The organism is Lysinibacillus sp. NPDC093692, from assembly GCF_050280125.1.
Classification (GTDB): domain Bacteria; phylum Bacillota; class Bacilli; order Bacillales_A; family Planococcaceae; genus Lysinibacillus.
This window is the reverse complement of record NZ_JBNNUW010000005.1, coordinates 147,674-166,948: the sequence shown is the minus strand read 5'-3', so window position 1 is coordinate 166,948 and position 19,275 is coordinate 147,674. Positions and strand designations below refer to the sequence as shown.

The following is a 19,275-nucleotide window of genomic DNA, read 5'->3' as shown; positions in this document are numbered from 1 at the left end:
CAATAAAGGGGTGGGGGAAATGTCAATTAGACATGAACAAAAAGAACAACGAAGGGCCTTAATTTTACAATCTGCATTAGATTTGTTTATTCGGAAGGGGTATGGTGAAACGAAAGTAGCTGATATCGCTAAAGCTGCTAATATGAGCATTGGGTTGCTTTTTCATTATTTTGACTCTAAGGAAAAGCTATATGAAGAGCTAATTCGCATAGGGTGTGAAAGACTTCAGATGGATTTTAGTTTTACTAATGAATCACCATTAGCAATTTTTACAGCTGCTGCGGAGGATTTGTTTGACATGATCTGTACAAACCCATCTGCAGCGAAAATGTTTGTCCTAATGGAGAATGCACAACATCTTGATTCCTTGTCGGAGGATTTAAAAGAAATGCTTATGGAAGCAGATAAATTAATTAAAAAGAGTATTCCATTAATAGAGAAGGGGCAATTGCTAGGTGAAATTAAACAGGGGAATGCTGAAGCGCTTGCAGTAGCATTTTGGTGTTCTATTCAAGGGATCGCTCAATACATTGCGCTGCATCCCGAGACTCCATGTCCCAATGCGATGTGGATTATTTCAATCCTTGAAAACAGGGAGGGGATTGAAAAATGAAAACTAAACGCAACATAATAATCTTTATAGTTGTTGTTTTACTATGTGGTTGGCTTGGCGTTTTTGTAGATCGCTTCGGCCCTGAACAGCCTAGAGGTGACACACTTGGGATGGGGATTTGGCTAGTATTTCCGCTGCTGACAACTATACTATTACGTGTCTTTGCGGGAGATGGTTGGCGAGATATAGGCTTATTGCCTAATTTAAAGGGTAACATAAAATGGTATATTGTCTCGCTCCTAGTCTATCCTGTCGTCACTTCTATAGTTTTGTTAGTAAGCTATCTATTTGGCTGGATGGACTTTTCGGATTTTAATTTAAATACATTAGTTTCAGTTTTTGCTGGTGGTTTACTGATTCAATTTGTTAAAAACTTTTTTGAGGAATCAGTTTGGAGAGGTTATTTGACAAGTAAACTTTTAACGTTAAAAGTAAATGATTTTTGGTTGTATTGTATTGTTGGTGGTATTTGGGGAGCGTGGCATATGCCGTACTTTTTAGTGTTCCTATCAGAAAGTGATATCCTTAGTGTGCTTCCTGTAAATAGGTGGATATTCGCGTTAATAGGTATTGTGACGATGATTTGCTGGACAGTAATGTATACAGAAATTTATTTAATGACGAAAAGTATTTGGCCGCTTGTCCTTATGCATATGACAGAAGATGCACTTGTGAATCCACTAATTCTTGATGGCTATATCAAAATTGCTCAAGGGAAAGAATTCCTTGTTTCTCCCACGGCAGGCATTGTTACTACAATGCTTTACCTATTGGTCGGGCTTTTATTACGAACTAAACGGAAAAAGCTTCAACTGCAACTGAAATAGTTCAAGTTTTATAAACTCGCTTTCAAAGAACGGTTGAATACAGTTAACATCTTACCCTCTACTTATATTATAACCCCATCTGAAAATTATTTATAGACTACATTTTCGCCCATTCCTTACCTTATACTGTTATACGCAAGTCAAAAAAAGTATAAGGGGTGCGTTTATATGAATGACAAAGAAAATATCTTAGATCCCGGTCCGTTTTTTCATGGTACTAAAGCAGAACTGAAAATCGGAGACCTGCTTGAACCTTTGCACTTATCCAATTATCAGGATAAAAAATCTAACCATATCTATTTTACTGCAACATTGAGCGCGGCTAAATGGGGTGCTGAATTAGCAAGATCTAACTCAAAAGAGAGGATTTATATTGTAGAGCCATTAGGTGATTTTGAAAATGATCCGAACGTAACTGACAAACGGTTTCCTGGAAACCCAACGCGTTCTTATAGGTCTAAATCTCCTTTGAAAATAATAGCTGAATTAAGTTCATGGGAAAGACATTCCGATGAAGAAATAGATCATATGCTTACATCTTTAAAAAAGTTAAGTGAACAAGGACGAAATGTAATATACGATTGATTCTCACATTATTACAACACTCCCACCAAAGACATGAGCTAGTGGGGTAATTACAAGCTTATAACAGGAATGAGGAACTTTACATGAAGAAAATGGGGTTGCGTAAGCAGCTCTTTTTTCTTTGTTGAACTAACAGCGCATTTAATTGAAAGAGGAAAAAATTACATATATAAAATAAGGCAATACATTGTTAAGATTTGATAGGTAAAGTATTCTATGTAATATAATTGGAACGGTGACGTTTTTCCAACAATGAAAACGTTTTTTTTCTGACTGTGCAGGTTAGTGTAATAAGAAATTGAAATTATTTTTGGGGATAAAAATTAATCATAGAAAAGAAGATAAAAACAATATTGGAACAACTAGATTACCACAAAAAGACCGTATTACTGTATTAGAATATTTAGAACATAGAGAGTGGGGAGTGGCATTAGAACACCTATGTGCAACCATTTGTGAAGAAAATATTCTTATTTCAGAGAATGTTGTTCACCTGATTAAAGACACTTCACAACAAATGGATATTTGGGATGAGATTAAGGAAGAAATTAAAGATTTTATTTAATCATTATTCAAGAAACGGGTGCGATTGTTCAATATTCAGTCGCTTTACTTTTCCCTACCAATTGGTAATTTTTAACACTTAATAACTAGCCAATATTAAATAAAGAAAGAAGGAGGGGTATTCAAATGTTAGATACAGTATACGTTAGTATTCGTCATATGAATTTTTGGTTTGGAGAATATGGACTTTGTGATAAAAGCTGTAATGTTGAGATATCAATTTATTCAGATGCTAATAAGGTCAATAAATTGGGTTTTTTTGAAATTACCACTCAGATAAGTCTAGCTTATTTATATAACAACGAATTAAACCACGAAGAAGATTATGATTACAAGAAGGAAATTGAAGAATTTTTGAATGATGATTCTCAGATAATATACAATTATATATATCCGAGAGGTGATGAAGATTTAATATATCAGGTTGCCCATTTTGCCCCTTTAAACAGAAATAATCATAAACCCGTTTATATCGATATGTGGACTAAGCTTTCAGGTGAATTTGACATACATGAAATTAAGAATTGTGTAAAAATATTAGTTAAAGAGTTCTTCTCCGAAAATGTCTCAAATGTTCAATTTCTTGATATTCCAACATACGATGAAACTAAAAATGCATATGATGAGATTATAGGTATATTTAAAGATTAAAAAGTAAGGTATGAACAAAATTATAAGATTGTGAAGAAATATACTTAAAGTAACGGGGTGCTTTAGTTAAATTTCGATTCGCGAACTACTGACACTAAAATACCCCTAATTTAACCCTTGATCAACCCTAACTAAAAGGGTTTCAATATATTTAATTGCAAAGTTTCGCAAAAGAAAAAAGCCTCGGAATCCTTGAATTAACAAGTTTTCTAAGGCTTTTTTTTGTTGCTAAATGCAACGAAATTTTATTAACGAGAGTAGAATACAACTCAACTAGAAAACGCAGTAACACCAATAGTTTGCGGTATATATTTATTTTTTAGCCCCAGAATTAGCCCCAATACTATCACTGAAAATCTGAACTGTTTCTTCTTCAAGTTCTTTTAATACATGTCCATACACTTCATAGATCATTGCAGGTGTATTTCCTAAACGTTCGGCAATTACTTTCACATTGACACCTTTATTTAATAATACGGTACAGTGTGTATGGCGTAATCCATGAAGTGTGATTTCAGATAGACTTGCTTTTTCTACCACACGTCTAGTCATATAAAGTAGTCCAGAATCCGAAATTGGTTCACCTGTTTGATAGGAGACGAATACATAACTTGTATCTTTAATTTTCTTTCCGAAAGCAAAAAGAGTGGCCTTACACCATGTATGGTATTTCTCTAGTTGTGCAAGTACAGATTTTTCAACTTTAATCGTACGTAGGCTATTTTTAGTTTTAGGGGGACGTGTCCCTTTTTGATCTCGAGTACGTTCAATAGTAATTGTATTGTTTTTGAAGTCGATATTTTTCCATTGAAGTCCGCACGCTTCACCTCTACGAATACCTGTATAGGCGATCAATAGAAGGAAAGTATAATTTGTAATGTTTTCTGTTTCCTTAGCGGTTTTTAAAAACAGGCCTAATTCTTCAGGAGTTAGATAATTTTCATCTGCTTTATTGGAAACGTTCGCTGTTTCATCAAATGCAATTTTGGTAAAACGATTTCGAAGTAAAATTTCTTCTTCTACTGCAGCGTTGATAGCAATTTTAAATAAATTGTGGAGCAATCTAACTGTACTTGGCTTATATGTCTTTTCTAGCTCATTAATATAATGCTTTTGATAGATAGCTTTCGTAAGTTGTTGCAGCTTGAAATGTCCGATTAATGGCTTCATTTGTAAACGGATAGCCATTTCACGTTGTTTACGTGAGGTTACTTTCCATTTCTTTTGATTGGATTCGTACCAAATATCTAGCCATTGGCCAACAGTTAGGTTATCATTTTCAATATACTTTATTTCACCGCGCAGCGTTGCAGCCTTCACTTCCAGTAGGGCTTTTAATGCTGCTTTTTCTGTTTTAAAGCCACTTTTCTTTTTCTCTCTCCGCTTTCCGGCCGCATCATAATACTTATGCCTAAACATCCATAGTTTTTCATTATTTGTATTGAAATAGTGATATATTTCAGGTTCTTTTGCTGATTTATATAGTTTCACCTTGTCCATTCCTTTCATGCTTGGGCGGCGTGTGTACAGGAATAGGTGAGTTAATAATAATGTTATCTAATCTTGATATTCAAATTCATCTGTCATTTCACTTATTTTGTTAATAATTTTTTGTATATCATTTTTGGATAGTGTTCTATTGTTTAATTTCGAAGCTATAACTCCTAAATTGTAAATGGTATCGAAATCAAAAGAGTTAGATGACATTGTGAATGAACGGAATAGATCATCGACCTGTTTCACAGATGTAATTCGTTTATAAAAGTCTTTTGCAGTGTCTTCACCCCCACTTTCTCCGAAGTAAGAAACGTGAAATGTTTTGAAATACTCTGAGAAAGTTAATGAACTAACTTCGTTCACGATGCTTTTAGGTAAAAGACCCAGTCGGTTTATGAAATCACCACTGTGTTTTAATAGAAATAAATAGGAGTAATTCACATCTAAAGCGTTAGATAATAGTGAAATTTGCTCATTGTTTAAATAGATGTTCACATCATTCTCTATTTCTTTCAGTGTACTTTTAGGAATGTTTGTTTTTTTAGATAAATCATCGAGCGTGATGTAATCTGCTTTATTGTCAAACTCTGACCTAGCTTGTTTGATAGTTTCGCCAAATGTTGGAATAGATCGGTTTTTTTTAAAATTTTCCTTTGCCATTTCGTGAAATTCATCAATATAACCAGCTTGGAGCATTAATTCGCCTAGAGGAATATCTAAAGATGCGCTTATATCTCTTAATGTTTCAAGAGAAGGTGCGTTTTTATTCAACTCCCACATCCGAACTGTACTTTCAGCTTTATTCAGTTTTTTCGCCAATTCTTTTTGTGTTAAATTACTTTCTTTCCTATATTGCCTAATTAATTCACCTAATGTTTTTTCGCTCATGGTGTTCCTCCTGAAACCTCATTTTATAAACATTAAAACATTTATATTGCGGATTTACAAGAAAAAACAGCATTATAAATGCTTGACCGCATTATTAATGCTGTGGTAGTATTTGTTTACTGATAATCAGGAGGGTTGCAGATGAAAAAACCATTAGTACAACTAAAACAATTTAGAAATGAGAAAAGGCTAACACAACAAGAAATGGCGGACTTCATAGGTGTTTCGTTATCCATGTATGAAAAAGTAGAACGTGGCTATATAAAAGCATCGAGAAATTTTATGGATGCTATAAAAGCTAGGTATTCGCAAATTGATATTAATAAAATTTTTTTTGAATAAAACAGCATTATAAATGCTTTGTAGGAGGGTAAACAATGATTCCAGCAAACATTGAAGTCAATCTTGATAAACAAGCTATCCGAGAGTACATAGAGAAGAGGCTTGATGAAGAAGTAAGAGAAGTATTGTGGCTGATAGACCTAAACAAGATGGCGGAGCTAATGAATATGTCACCACGTTTTTTAGAGAGTGAAGTTGTATGTGATGTGCGCATGCGAGCAATTGAAATAAAAAAATCAAGAAAAAGATGGTGGCCAGCGAGACAAGCTTTTGAAGTTATTAGTGCAATAACGAATGAATGGTGAAATACACAGCTTGGGCGGCGTGTGTACAGGAATAAGTCATAAATGAAAGTTGGTGAGAAAGTGGCAATTAAAGAAAAAGAACGGATATTACTAGTTGTACCAGAAAATATTCCTAGTGAATTAAAACAATTGAAGAATTGGGTACTGTGGAAAGCAGAATGGGATGATAAGCAAAAAGTATTTACAAAAGTTCCATATAGAAGCAATGGAAGATATAAGGCATATTCTAATAAACCTGAATCATGGGATACATTTGAAAAAAATTATGAAGCTTATGAAAATGGCATTGGGGAAGGTATAGGATTTGTATTATCCGATACAGACCCATATGCGTGTATTGATATAGATGAAATTTCTAATGTCCATGATTTACCTGAGTTAGCACAGGAAATTGTTAATTTGTCATATTCAGAACTTTCACCTAGTGGCCAAGGTATTCATGTATGGGTCCGTTATAAACATGATAAAGAGACATATATGAATAAAAACGTCAAATTAAAGTATGAAATATATGATAGAAAAAGGCTCATTACTTTCACTGGTGAAGCATTAAATGATCTACCAATAAGTGAAGGAAAAGAAATTGAATCGTTTATTGAAAAAGTATTTAAACGGGAAGAAACAGTCTCTGCACTTCCACAACAATCTAATGAACATGGTAAAGCTGCACTATCTGAATCAGAGATAATAAAAATTGCGGAAAAGAGTAAAAATGGTAATCGATTTAAATTATTCATGAATGGCGGTTGGGAACAACTCTATAGCTCTCAATCAGAGGCAGATATGGCATTTGTGAATGATTTGGCATTTTGGACTAATTGTGATTATCAAATGATGGACAGTATTTTTAGAAAATCTTCCTTAATTCGTGATAAGTGGGATCGTAAACAAAATAGAACTACTTATGGTGATGAACAAATTAATAAGGCGATTCGAGAGTGTAAGAATACTTTTATTCCAGATCAAAAAATTGATTTGATTCCATATGGATACCAAATAAAACATGGTGCGCTTTATCAAATTTCTGAAAAGGTATTACGTGATGGATCCGTAGAGCAGAAAGAAAATTTAATTTGTAGTCAGTCTCCTTTGATAGTGAAATCATTTGAAAATGTTGAAACGGATGATTTGTATTATGAATTGAATTGGAAAGACGAACATCGACTTAGAAAAGCTATTGTTCTCGCTTCTCAAATTGGTTCCAGAAAAGAGTTAGTTATGTTATCCAATAGATCACTAGCTGTCACAGAAAATAATGCGAAAAACATGATTGATTACTTTTATAGTTACTTAATGCATAACAAATCTAAAGTAACACGAGAACATTTGGTTAGTCGAATAGGCCATATTAAAGGTTATTTCGTTCATCCGATGCTGACAAATGAAGTAATGATTAAGCCAAATGATTTAGGAGAAAAGCAGCTACTAGATGCCTTTCAAACGTCTGGAACAGATGAAGAGTGGATTGAACATGTTTTAAATCCTATTAAAAAGCATCCCAGAGCATTATTAATGGTACTAGCTAGTTTTGCATCTGTTCTATTAAATGATTTGAAGCTGCAGCCTTTTGTAATTGATTTTGCTGGTGAAACATCAAACGGTAAAACTACTATTCTACGAGCCTGTGCAAGTGTTTGGGGAACAGACACATTAATGAGTGAATGGAACATTACAAAGGTAGCAGCAGAGCGTAAAACCACTTTCTTGAATAGCTTTCCTTTAATACTGGATGATTCACGAAAAGCGAATGAAAAAATACTAGGAGATTTCATTTATAACTTTAGTGGTGGGCGTTCAAAGGGGCGCGGTTCAATAACAGGGAGCCAGCAGGAGTTTACTTGGAATAACATTTTAATTTCAACTGGTGAAGCCAGTCTTACCACATACGCTGAACAAAAAGGAGGAGTGGCTGCACGTATTATCTCTATAGAAGGGATTTCATTTGAAAATGTGAAACCTAGTTTCTTTACTAGCTTACATAACGGAATCGACTCTTATTATGGAGAAATCGGCAAACACTTTGTAGGGAAATGGCAACAGCATAAAACAAAGCTCATTCCTGAGTTTATGGAGTATGTAGAAGTATGCCAGAAAAAAGCCGAGAGCAATCCTGTTATTGTTCGTGTTGCTCGTAACTTTGCAGTCTTAGTTTTTACAGCCAAGTTACTGAATATTTTCTTCAAAACAGATATTGATCTGTTGCAGCTATACAGATTATTTGATGAATTGGTTTCTGAGAATAAAGCATTGGACAAGCCTAAGCAACTACTTGAAATGATGCTACAGGATTTAGATTCGGATCGTGGATCGATTTTTTATAATTATGAATTGAGCCGGCCCATGAAAGCCATTTATAAAGGTGGCTATCTTTGGATTACACCAAAGTATTTGAAAGATTTTTTAGGTGTAGAAGAAAAAACTATTAGAACAGCATGGTTAAAACGTGGATATACAACAAAGTTCGAAAATAGAGGAAAAGAAGTAGATTACAAGCAAGTTCGTGCTGGAAAACACAAATTTAGTGGAATCTCGATTAATCGAGAATACGTACTTGAACTAGGGTTTGACTTTTCATACGAATGATTTGTCTTACACTGTACAACAAATTCATTAGATTTTTGTGTATGTTGTACACTCCAAAACTCAATGGTATCAATGGTTTATCCCTAACAATACAAAATGTACAAAATGTACAATGAAAAAATATATATTCGTATAGAGGTTACATCAAATCATTTTAAAATTAAATATTTATATAGGTATTGTTTTAATGTTGTACATGTGGACATTTTGGACAAACGTCTATAATCGTTGATATATCAAGGTTTAATCTGTACAACAAATAGCGTTTTGTGTTGGACAATGTACAAAAGGAGCTTTACAGATTATGAAATACTTAGGTAATCGAAGGATGACAAAGGCCATTAAAGAGATGGCGAGAGCCAGAAGAGAAAACATGTTTGAAGGATTAACCGATGAAGAAATTTGTTCCGAAGTACCGATTGCTCAAGCATACTTTTATGAATTTCAAGTAGGGAGAGGTATAGGCATATTTGTACCAGATTGTCCTATATGTGGTGCTACTCATTTACATGGTGCTCACAATAGTCCAGAGGGATTGAGAAGTCCATACTGTTTAGTCACAGACGAACCTATCCCTAATATCTATCAGTTGCAATTAGATTGGTTGGATGATGACAACATTCGATTAGCTTGTAAGTATGGAATTGAACAAAAGAAAGGATGATTTTTCATGAAAGAAATACGATGCACTAAGTGTAGGAAGTTATTACTTAAAGCAAATAAAGAGTATGAAGTAAGTACCGATTATTGCGAGTTAGAAGTACAATGCACACGGTGCAAAGCAATCAATCGTTACAAAGTTAAATAATATTAGAGACTCATGAAGTCCAGTAGCTGCACAGCAATGTGTATGTTATTGGGCTTTTCTTTATTAGGGGGTGTGGTAGTTGAGTTCAATTAGAAGTCCGGCCAGCATATGGGTCCTTCTGAGGCTTTATTTACGTGCGGGGCTTGCGAGCCCCAAAAGTGGTCTATTTTTATTCAAAAATTTTTACTTTCGCTTTCGCTTTGAGTAGTAACAATCCTAGTATTAATCAGATTTTCATACTCAGAAAGCGAAAGTAAGGAAAGTATACAAAGCGAAAGTAAGAAAGGGATTGAGAACAAATGAATATTAACATACGTGGTCCAATCATTTCAGATAGCGAGCAGCAGATTTATGATTATTTCAATATTCCTGCGACTAGTCCAGGTATTATCAATAAACAATTAGAATCTGCTAAAAAAACAAAGTCAACGAAAGTGAACGTTTTAATAAATAGTGGAGGCGGTTCTGTTTTTAGTGCTTCTGAAATTTATACAGCTTTAAAATCATTTTCTGGAGAAGTAGTCGTTCAAATTGTGGGTGTGGCTGCATCTGCAGCAAGTGTAATTGCGATGGCCGGTAGCCATGTTGAAATGTCCCCTACGGCTCAATTAATGATTCATAATGCAAGTGTTTCTGTACATGGTGATTATCGTGAAATGGATCATACAAGTGAATTTCTTAAAAATATTAACAAGTCTATTATGAATGCTTATACGGCCAAAACTGGTTTGAATGAAGCGAAATTAAAGTCCATGATGGATAAAACTACTTGGATGAACGCACAGAAAGCTAAAGAGTTAGGTTTTATTGACATAATCATGTTTGAACAGGAAATAGGTGCTGTTGCCAGTCTTGATATTCCACTGTTGAAAAATGGTGTTTTACCACAGGCTGTTATTGATAAAATGCGCCAGGAGTTAGCGCAAAAGAGTAATCAGGGAGGAACAAATAATAAAGCCATTCCGCCACAAAATAGAGACATGCAATTATTAAAAGCACATGGCAAGATGGCAGAAAATAATCATACAGAACAAATGTTAGTTCAAGCATTTAAAGCTTCATCTGGGGAAAAGGCTCAACAACAACTAGTTGAAAATAATAGTGTACCTGGAATGTCATTTACTGAATTACAAGAAGCAGCCGCATTAGCGGATATTTTAAAAAATGGAGTTGAATAAAGATGAAATTTGGAAAAACGCTAGAACAAGTTATTACGACAAATTTGAAAAATGGCATGTTGGATATACACCCTTTAAAAGTAAGTATTGAAAATATCATAGCTTCCCACATTCAAAGCGCAGAGGAGTCACAACGAAAGGCCTTGAATGCTCAAAATGAAGCAGAACAAGCACTTTCTAATTTCTTTCAAGAAGAGCAACTAATCAAAGAGCAAGCGCAGCGTAGCATCCAACAAAAAAAGCAAGAAATATTTGAATTGAAGCGTCAGCAAGAAATCAAAGCACGGGAATTAGCAAAGGCTGAATTATCGGGCGATCTTAACAAAGTACAACAATTGAAGTCCGCAGTTAAAGAATTAACCGAACAACTGGCTAATGAGCAAGTTTTATTACAAGGATATGATATTTCTCAAGAAGGATATTTATCATATGACCAACGTCAGGAATTGAAACAATTAATCATAGCTTATGAGAGTCATTATCCCACAACATATTCAGATTTACGGAATCTTAAAGGGTCATTGGATAAACTGATTGATTTTTTACAAGATCAATCAGAACAGCTACGAATCCAACAATTCAAGCACACTATCCATGCAAAAACAGCACAAGATACTGAACAAATTTGTTCACCAGAAGATCTGTTAAAAGAAGATATACTCGACTACTGTAAAAAAGCTCAAAATAATGTCAATCTAACTGAAATATATATGAAATGGTTAGATGTACGTGCAGACATATCTTTTAATGAATTTACAAGTCAACAAATTGAAGCGAAAAAAGAGAGTATCCGTAAATTTCATGAGGAAGAGGCCCAAAGAGAGTATGACCGTAAACAATCCATGTACGAAAGGAATACAAGAGCTATGGAAAGTGCTGAACAAAGAAGAAATCAAAAGATGTAAAAACTCTTTCCAAGTATGTGATTGCTGGTTGGATTAGAAGATAAATATGTGAAGTTTTACATTGGCCACTCTTTATGAGTGGTCTTTTACAAATGATTAAGTGTGCCAAGGTTTGTAGATGAAGTTTATATAGGGGTTTTTGGTGCTCAGAAAGCCCGCAGCGTTTTTAATGAATCGGGATGAGAGGTATGTTAAAAAGGCTGAAATCGATCTCAAAACAGGTGAAATAAATGCAGATATTCAAGTACCCGCTTCAATCGTTAGTTTTAAATACAACATTTATGTAGGTACTACACAACTTCACAGAGTAACTACAAAGATGATGAAAAGAAAGTGCTGCATGAAATCTATCGTATGGCATTCAAAAAGTTTCATCCAGATGTGTCTGGGGATGATGGAAGTAAGATGAAGTTTCTAACCAAGCTAAAGGAGCAGTGGGGTTTGTGAAAATGGCGGACGAAATTGTATTTAATCATATAATTATCAATGACCAGCAAAGCTGATTTAGCTGAGCTGGTCATAATAAAATAATTAAAACTTGAACTTGAATTTACTATTAGATTCAGGGATTCTAATCATTAAATATTCATTACTATGACCCTGTTTTCCATAATTTTTAAACTTGTACTGTTCATAGTATTTCACTAAGCTTTCAGTTTCAGTATATAGTACAAGTGGAAGTTGTATATCTTTAGATAATTTAATGAATTCGCTGATTATTTTGGAGCCTGAACCTTTAATTTTTGAATGTAATTGTACAATTTCTATAGCTTCTTTGTATATTTTTAACAGTCTCTCTGTGGCTTCTGTTAAAGTGGAGCAATATCTAAAATAAACCATACTTCCAAAATCTCTATTTGTTAAAGTAAAGACGCCACCTGAAATTGGTACTGACTGTAGATAATATTCTTTTTCTGACATTTGAATTGCCCATTTTATAAAAGATGCTACTTTTTTATTTATGACTGCTTTATTTTTCGTTATGTCTTCTTTTAATTGCCGACTATAAATAGGTGCATTTTCTCGAACAAATTTCATGTAATTCTGATCTTCTGTCAATTGTATAAAAACCTGATGTTCTTTATCTATTTTAGCCATTATTAAATAAATACCTCCCTAATGTTTTCAAAATTTTAAACAACTTAAAAGCGATAAAAATAACCTTATGTATTAACTGGATGCTTTTACTGCACCATTTACCATTTTAGGTAAATAGGAGTAAAAAGTACATGCGAAAAAACAGACAACTGTGATTAGTTATCTGTCTCATCAATAGCCTTTAATTGATTAGCTTTTTCAATTACCTCCTCAAAGGCTGCTTTAATTTCCTCGAGCGTATATTCAGCTTCCAGTAATTCCTGAATTGTTTGTTCTAATTTGTTCATTTTGATTTCCTCATTTAAATTTTATCTATCACGAACATTAATAATATTGAAACTGGTTAGAAATATCAAAAGAGCCGTGTTTATAGAGGTATATGGCAAGGCTATAGAGCATTTAGCATGAAGCCTAGCAAAACATCATTTATAGAAGAAACAGTGCATAGAATGCGCTCTGTTCCGTTTTTATAACGCGTGTCGATCGTACACAAATAAATAGTAGACCTAATTCAGAAAATTGGATGAAATGGTAATTATTGATGCAAATATTAAATGTGTATATAATTATTGAAAACAATTCTTTTTAGGAGGCTTTTCATGAAACTTGAAATTTCACATGATAACAATAAAATTTGTTTTAAAAATAGTGAGATAGGTTTCTATGGATATACTACATTTAACCAAGATTTATTCGAAAAAATAAATTCAGTAGGTTGGAGTGTTAATGATAAAAAATTTTTAAATAAAGAAAAAACTTATATAAAAACAGGATCGAAAAAATTAGGGAAATACCAATATCTGCATCAAATTGTTATGATTCATTGGTATGGTCTTGATAAATTCGAAGAGGCTAATCGCAAAAAGTTTATTGTAGAACATCACGATAATGATGGTTTTAATTGTCTCATAGAAAATTTATCGTTTGCGCCGGACAATGTGAATAAAGCAAAGGGATTAACATACGATCAAGAGAGACCTAATGCGTTACCAATTGTTGCTATTAATTTTTTCAAAGACTTTGATACGAAAAAATATCAAATTACTTTAGGCTTTAATATAGATTTTAGTATTAGGGAAGACGGCAAATTAAAATCAATTACGGCTTTATATTTAGTGTATGAAGACGATTTTAGGATAGTTATTAATGATGCTTCAAACTTACTTTATAATTTAATAGAATATAAAGAGTTTGATTTAAGTAAATTGCAATTAATTGATTACAAGTATACAGAGACAATTTATACTCAAAAATATGAGGATATGCCTCCTCTCATCGAAGTTGATGGGGAAATGGCGCTTGTACTAGATGAAAGGACAAGGTTAGTTTCAGTTGCACCAGACCCAGAATTGTACAAATGAAGAATAGTGATGGAAAAAGATCATTCCGTGATGAAAGGCAATAAAATAGTTTTTTTAAACACTTATCTCGGTAGGTGTTTTTTTAATTGTTAGATATTGATATATAATAATAGTAAGTGGATAGGGAGGGGTATAAATGAATTATTCTCATTTTATTAATGTCACAAAAAAAGTGTATAAACTCGCTTGTAATAGACAGAACAGTAACAGTGTTGAAGCTATTCAACAATTAGAAAATTATATGTATCAACTAACATTTGATGAAATAAAGTTTATTCAAACAATAATGTATTTAGGAAGAGATACAACAGATGAAGAACGTTTGAAATATTCTAATAGGGAATTATTTGAGAGCCAAAAACGTTATCTTGAAAGGAAATCTTGGAGTAAAAGAGAGCTAGAAGCTGATCATATTATCGCAAAAACCCCTTTAGATGAGTATCTTCAAAAAGGCTTAGAAATAGTAAAAAATCTTGATACTCAATTAAGTTGTGATAATAACAATTTAAACATTGAAAATGAACAAATACATGTAAAAAACCAAAAGGAGGCTAATTTTATGTCACAATACTATAAAATCGAAGTGGTTAGTGCGAGATTTGTAAACTCATATTTAGAAAAAGGATGGGTACTCATAGATACAACTAGGGAATTATCAAGTTTTGGAGAAATAACAATCACATATCATATGGGATACCCTACAAATTCTTATATTGCTGATCTAAAGGGGATAATTGAGAAATATGAAGAATTAGGCTTATTTGAAGAGCTCAAAAAACGTTTATGCGAAAAAGAAGGGATAAATTTTCAAGGTTTAAGAGAAGAATCGCTTTATTTGGGGAATCATCCCAAAAATGAAACAGTAAATTTTTTAAATCATTATGTAAATGTATTAAAGAATAAAAATGGCAACTATAATTATGTTGAACCTTCAAGCGAGAAAAAAGAAGAACCTAACATAAAAGAAACTGCTTCTGTAACAGTAAATGAAGATGATTTACCATTCTAAATCTAAAGATGCATCTAACATGGTGTAGCTTTTTATTATGTGTTTGTAATTAAAGAAAAATGCTTTTATGTATTTTGTTAATTAAACCGTATGACAATGCTTTTTCCTTTAGCATTGTCACCTTCTAACTAGAAGAAGATTCTTTCAAATACAAAGAAAACCAAAAGTAATTCAGTACAAGTGAGCTTTAATTCAACATTCATATTCTCACCACCTTTTTATTCAGTTAAAAATTATTCTATGCGATGAGGGTATATTATATTCCAACTGAAAGAAATTCAACGATTAATAGAAGTCTTTTCAGCGGAAAAATAAACTAGAGTATTATCGGCATACTAGCAGATGTTACCTATGGTTATTACTTTGCTAGTAGCAAATGAAATTTATACTAAAGAAATGGCAAACAAAAAGCCACTCATTTGAGTGACCTAATTTTTGACTAAACTTTCCTCGTAGCAATATTTATATAGTTCCGCAGTGACATAACAATCATGTAGTGCATCGTGTGATTTTAAATGATTTAATTTTAGGAAGCTTTTCAATGTAGACAATTTATGATTTTTCGTAAAGTCTATATGTTTACGAGATAAAGCTAAAGTATCTATAGCTTTAAATTTACGGTATTCGATTTCCTCTTTGTACATTGCACTTAGTAAAAATTTCATATCGAATGAGGCATTATGTGCAACGATGACATCATCTTTTAAAAACTCTAATAGTTGAGGTAAAATTTCTTTGATGCTAGGTGCATCCTTGACATCATCGTTACTAATGCCATTTATTTCTGTTGCATCATACGGAATACTTTTAGTAGGTTTCACAAAGGTAACAAACTTTTCTATTTCCTCAAAGTTCTCATATCGCACGGCAGCAACTTGAATAATTTCGTCCGTATTATTAGATAGACCTGTTGTTTCAAAATCTAAAACTATAAAATTTGGCACAAGTTTTCTTATTCTAGAATAGACTAGTTTGCTATCAGGAACGATGTTTAAATCTCTAAAACTGGTAACTTGCTGCGGTTGTTGTATAGTATTATTTGAATTCGGCTTTCCTCTAACAATTTCAATTTTAGTACTGTTAATAATATTATCAGCTATTTTTCGCTTTTCTTCCTCGATAATTTTTGTTTTTATTTCTTCCTCTGTTATATTAGGATTTTCATTTTGTAATTCAACAATACGTTTTTCTATTGGTGTCATAGCAGAAGGATTGTTCATTCTTAATTTAACTGTATAATCTTTTCTTTCCACCTCTTGCTTTTCGATAGGAATATCAATTTTTTTCTTTTTAGAGAATAATTTTTTAAACCAATTCACATTAAAAACCTCCATTTATATTCCATTTTAGGGAATTGCGGGTTGAAAGTACATACTAAAAATCAACTCTACTTTAAATCTGTGGAGTAGAAAACACACAGAAAATGTACTGTGCAGTTTTACAACTGGCTTAATGAAAGTGATAATCTTCCGGAGTCGATAGTTCAATGTACACCAGTGTTATAAAATTGGTTGAAATGGTAGACTCCGTAAATACATCTAATAAAAAAATATAATAATATTTAAAATAAGATATATTTAGAGAGAAAAAACAGGATATATCAAGGGGAGATTATTATGCAACAAATAGAAAGTCTAAGCAAAGCTATACAGTTTGCAGAAAAGTTAATTGTTGATTATTGCAAAGAAAAGCAAGTACATACTGAAGAGACTGTAATACTTTCTTTATTTAGAAAAATTGTGGAATTGAGCGATGGTGTTTTTGTGAATGCAGATCATGAATTAGAGGGGCCAGCAACACTTTGTTTCAGGGGTGTAATAGAAGCGTACTTATCTTTTGAATATATTTTATTAGAGCCAGAATCCATAAAACAAAGAGCGTTAGCTTATTATGTTAGTTACCAATATCAACACTTAGATGTAGGAAAACAAATAATAAGAGGAAAAGAAAAACGCCAGAATCCAGATGGAAAAGATAAAGAGTATTATTATAAGGTAATTACTGAGTATGAAAAGATATTACAGAACGATGAGCTTAGGGAAACTGTTAATGAATGGAAAAGGGTTAAAAAAGTAATTAATCAAAAAAGAAGTGGAAGACCAATTAATCCGAAGTGGCATTCACTTTATAATGGACCGAAAACTATTAATCGATTAGCTATTATAGTCCAAGAGCAAAAATATAAGGATAATGATCGTGATTTAGTAGCTGATTTATATAGTATGATTTCTGCTTCAGCACATAATTATCTCGCGTTAAATGCATTTTACACAAAGGATGGAGAGAAGATTCTTCAACCTATTCGATTTTCAGGAGTAGACAATAAAAGGGATTTTAACATAACCACTACAAGAGCTATACTTACTTCAGCTGCTTTTACATTTGTAAAAATTAAATTTCCTGAATACGAATCATATTTTGAAAAATTCTTCATGTCAATTGAAAGTGCATTAATAACTAATGAACAAGTATAGAATATATAGAAGACCACTCAGTGTGATGAGTGGTCTTACTTATGTAGTCCAAATATACAGTGATAATAGAAAGTATCGGGGAATAATCGTGAAATAATCTTTATATCCTTTGTGAATAGTTTTTTTATGTGAGACCATCCAGTTGAACAACTCTTTATATTTGAGATATGTGCTTTAAGGGAGCTGGCCCTAAATCAATAATTTTTATGATTTGAACACGGGTTACAGTTCCTTTTATTAAATTTTTAAGGAATGGATAGACATGTCCAACATAGTCATCTAAAGATTTACATTCAAGATTGGTTTGCATACGAATAAGAAATTTAACTTCACAATCGGTATAATTTTCTCCGTCAATGATTCTGGTGTTTGACCTTAAGACTTTTATTGTTGCAGAATTATTTTCAACGATAGTATTGTTTTCAATTTTTGAATAACAGGAATCTATAGAGGCAATACCTACTACACCGATCATATAGTTCCTCCTTTGGCTATAATTTAGGTTCAAATCATATTTATTAAACGTTACTTTTTATTATGTAGTTAATTGTGGAAATAAAAAAGGAAGTAATAGTGATGAGCCCTTTATATAATTTATTATACCGTTCTGTTTAAGTTTCCAATAGTGTTTAAGCACTAAACTTTTTTATAATGTTTTTTAGAAATGTATATATCTTCTATGTCAGAAATTTTGATAAATGTTTTCCCATTAGTGCTCACCTGAGGTGTTCCGTATACGATCACTGGAACCCCATTGTTCCATGAACCAGATTTATAAGGTAAATCACTCCAAATAATATCTGCCACAGTATCATCAAGTAGAATACTAAGGTTGTTGTTTGAGTTAGTATTTAGCCATATTCGTTTATTAGAATTTCTGATATATCCGCAATAAATACCTGATATATTATGAATAATCATTTTATCCCAATCAAAGAGTATGTCTTTTAATGGGAAACTTTTATTATTTACAGTGATATTCAACTTGGTATTATTTAAAGCACCTTCTAAATGCAGATTTAATATATTCCTTAAAGTTTTGCTTTTAGTTGTTTTTTTTGCAGGGTCAAGCGTAAAGGAATTTCTATTGTGCTCTTTTTTTGCACCAACATTCCCTGTTCCTTGCGTTTGAGTAACAGAACTGGATGTTGTGAAAAAATTCGTTTTCTTTAGTTTAATTTCATTTGGATTGACAATTATTTTAGACACTTTATTTTTTCCAGGGCTACTTGATATAGATTTTGATGAACTTTCCTTTGAGCACTTGCCAATATGATTTGCAGCAAAACAAGGCGGTTTGTTATCAGTGGAAGCTTTTCGAAAGCGTGCTTTTCCTTTACATTCAATACATTCTAAATGTTGTCTAAGAAATAATTTTTCTGGTTCTGGTAGTAAATTAAAATCGTAAGAATTATATCTAGTATTATTAAAAGTACAAAAAGCTGTATCCATATTTTCCTCCTAGTATGTTTAGTGGTATATCCCATTTGTTGTAATTTTATTGAAAAAATAAAAAACGGACAATCAAAAAGCGTTACTTTTTTTGTCCCACCGTAATGTCCTAGCGTATAAATGCTGAAACCTCAT

At 32.6% G+C, this 19,275-nt stretch carries 21 protein-coding genes; 14 read left to right on the top strand and 7 right to left on the bottom strand.

Features of this window, described 5'->3' with window-relative positions; all coding sequences use genetic code 11:
• The first annotated feature begins 19 nt into the window (after nt 1-19).
• The 5 genes from ACQKN4_RS07855 to ACQKN4_RS07835 all read left to right on the top strand — a co-directional run bounded on the left by ACQKN4_RS07855 (nt 20) and on the right by ACQKN4_RS07835 (nt 3,240).
• Entirely contained in the window at nt 20-613 is a 594-nt protein-coding gene (locus ACQKN4_RS07855; RefSeq protein ID WP_079561625.1) for a TetR/AcrR family transcriptional regulator, read from the top strand.
• Nucleotides 610-1,440, top strand: a complete 831-nt coding sequence (locus ACQKN4_RS07850; protein WP_427483185.1) for a CPBP family glutamic-type intramembrane protease — start codon at nt 610-612, stop codon at nt 1,438-1,440. The genes ACQKN4_RS07855 and ACQKN4_RS07850 overlap by 4 nt, the downstream gene beginning before the upstream one ends.
• Before the next feature lie 168 nt (nt 1,441-1,608).
• Nucleotides 1,609-2,025 (top strand): NAD(+)--rifampin ADP-ribosyltransferase, encoded by a 417-nt coding sequence (gene arr / locus ACQKN4_RS07845; RefSeq protein ID WP_427483183.1) that lies wholly within the window; start codon nt 1,609-1,611, stop codon nt 2,023-2,025.
• Between the two features lie 298 nt (nt 2,026-2,323).
• Nucleotides 2,324-2,590, top strand: a complete 267-nt coding sequence (locus ACQKN4_RS07840) for a MafI family immunity protein (RefSeq protein WP_427483181.1) — start codon at nt 2,324-2,326, stop codon at nt 2,588-2,590.
• 125 nt (nt 2,591-2,715) lie between these two features.
• The gene (locus ACQKN4_RS07835) at nt 2,716-3,240 is read left to right on the top strand and encodes a hypothetical protein (RefSeq protein ID WP_427483179.1); all 525 of its coding nucleotides are present in this window, start codon (nt 2,716-2,718) and stop codon (nt 3,238-3,240) included.
• 312 nt (nt 3,241-3,552) lie between these two features.
• Here ACQKN4_RS07835 and ACQKN4_RS07830 read toward each other — a convergent pair whose 3' ends face one another.
• Nucleotides 3,553-4,740 (bottom strand): tyrosine-type recombinase/integrase, encoded by a 1,188-nt coding sequence (locus ACQKN4_RS07830; RefSeq protein WP_427483177.1) that lies wholly within the window; start codon nt 4,738-4,740, stop codon nt 3,553-3,555.
• A 57-nt stretch (nt 4,741-4,797) separates the two neighbouring features.
• A complete protein-coding gene (locus tag ACQKN4_RS07825) occupies nt 4,798-5,625 on the bottom strand; it encodes a helix-turn-helix domain-containing protein (protein ID WP_427483175.1) in 828 nt (275 codons plus the stop codon).
• 141 nt (nt 5,626-5,766) lie between these two features.
• Between ACQKN4_RS07825 and ACQKN4_RS07820 the strand changes: the two genes are divergently transcribed.
• From ACQKN4_RS07820 to ACQKN4_RS07795, 6 genes are all read left to right on the top strand, one after another.
• Nucleotides 5,767-5,967, top strand: coding sequence for a helix-turn-helix transcriptional regulator (locus ACQKN4_RS07820; protein ID WP_427483173.1), 201 nt, complete (start codon nt 5,767-5,769; stop codon nt 5,965-5,967).
• A 35-nt stretch (nt 5,968-6,002) separates the two neighbouring features.
• On the top strand, nt 6,003-6,272 hold the full coding sequence (locus ACQKN4_RS07815) for a hypothetical protein (RefSeq protein ID WP_427483171.1): 270 nt from the start codon (nt 6,003-6,005) through the stop codon (nt 6,270-6,272).
• Nucleotides 6,273-6,314: 42 nt separating this feature from the next.
• Nucleotides 6,315-8,855: a DUF927 domain-containing protein gene (locus ACQKN4_RS07810; protein WP_427483169.1), complete on the top strand. Its 2,541-nt coding sequence runs from the start codon at nt 6,315-6,317 to the stop codon at nt 8,853-8,855.
• 304 nt (nt 8,856-9,159) lie between these two features.
• On the top strand, nt 9,160-9,519 hold the full coding sequence (locus ACQKN4_RS07805) for a hypothetical protein (protein ID WP_427483167.1): 360 nt from the start codon (nt 9,160-9,162) through the stop codon (nt 9,517-9,519).
• 443 nt (nt 9,520-9,962) lie between these two features.
• Nucleotides 9,963-10,841 (top strand): head maturation protease, ClpP-related, encoded by an 879-nt coding sequence (locus tag ACQKN4_RS07800; protein WP_427483165.1) that lies wholly within the window; start codon nt 9,963-9,965, stop codon nt 10,839-10,841.
• A gap of 2 nt (nt 10,842-10,843) precedes the next feature.
• Nucleotides 10,844-11,746 carry a hypothetical protein gene (locus ACQKN4_RS07795; RefSeq protein WP_427483163.1) on the top strand — a complete coding sequence of 301 codons (903 nt, stop codon included), beginning with the start codon at nt 10,844-10,846 and terminating at the stop codon, nt 11,744-11,746.
• A 531-nt stretch (nt 11,747-12,277) separates the two neighbouring features.
• Here ACQKN4_RS07795 and ACQKN4_RS07790 read toward each other — a convergent pair.
• Together ACQKN4_RS07790 and ACQKN4_RS07785 are read right to left on the bottom strand one after the other, a co-directional pair.
• Complete coding sequence (locus ACQKN4_RS07790) at nt 12,278-12,844, bottom strand: hypothetical protein (protein ID WP_427483161.1); 567 nt, start codon at nt 12,842-12,844, stop codon at nt 12,278-12,280.
• A 155-nt stretch (nt 12,845-12,999) separates the two neighbouring features.
• Nucleotides 13,000-13,131: a hypothetical protein gene (locus tag ACQKN4_RS07785; protein ID WP_427483159.1), complete on the bottom strand. Its 132-nt coding sequence runs from the start codon at nt 13,129-13,131 to the stop codon at nt 13,000-13,002.
• Nucleotides 13,132-13,443: 312 nt separating this feature from the next.
• Here ACQKN4_RS07785 and ACQKN4_RS07780 point away from each other — a divergent pair, with 312 nt between their 5' ends.
• Together ACQKN4_RS07780 and ACQKN4_RS07775 are read left to right on the top strand one after the other, a co-directional pair.
• Nucleotides 13,444-14,205 (top strand): hypothetical protein, encoded by a 762-nt coding sequence (locus tag ACQKN4_RS07780; protein WP_427483158.1) that lies wholly within the window; start codon nt 13,444-13,446, stop codon nt 14,203-14,205.
• A gap of 136 nt (nt 14,206-14,341) precedes the next feature.
• A complete protein-coding gene (locus ACQKN4_RS07775; protein WP_427483156.1) occupies nt 14,342-15,214 on the top strand; it encodes a hypothetical protein in 873 nt (290 codons plus the stop codon).
• 428 nt (nt 15,215-15,642) lie between these two features.
• On the opposite strand, the gene ACQKN4_RS07770 is transcribed toward ACQKN4_RS07775, so the two are convergent.
• Complete coding sequence (locus ACQKN4_RS07770; RefSeq protein ID WP_427483154.1) at nt 15,643-16,533, bottom strand: 3'-5' exonuclease; 891 nt, start codon at nt 16,531-16,533, stop codon at nt 15,643-15,645.
• 297 nt (nt 16,534-16,830) lie between these two features.
• Between ACQKN4_RS07770 and ACQKN4_RS07765 the strand changes: the two genes are divergently transcribed.
• Nucleotides 16,831-17,688 (top strand): DUF5677 domain-containing protein, encoded by an 858-nt coding sequence (locus tag ACQKN4_RS07765; protein WP_427483152.1) that lies wholly within the window; start codon nt 16,831-16,833, stop codon nt 17,686-17,688.
• A gap of 154 nt (nt 17,689-17,842) precedes the next feature.
• On the opposite strand, the gene ACQKN4_RS07760 is transcribed toward ACQKN4_RS07765, so the two are convergent.
• Nucleotides 17,843-18,163, bottom strand: a complete 321-nt coding sequence (locus ACQKN4_RS07760; RefSeq protein ID WP_372428978.1) for a hypothetical protein — start codon at nt 18,161-18,163, stop codon at nt 17,843-17,845.
• A gap of 161 nt (nt 18,164-18,324) precedes the next feature.
• The gene (locus ACQKN4_RS07755) at nt 18,325-19,140 is read right to left on the bottom strand and encodes a hypothetical protein (protein ID WP_427483150.1); all 816 of its coding nucleotides are present in this window, start codon (nt 19,138-19,140) and stop codon (nt 18,325-18,327) included.
• Between the last annotated feature and the right edge of the window lie 135 nt (nt 19,141-19,275).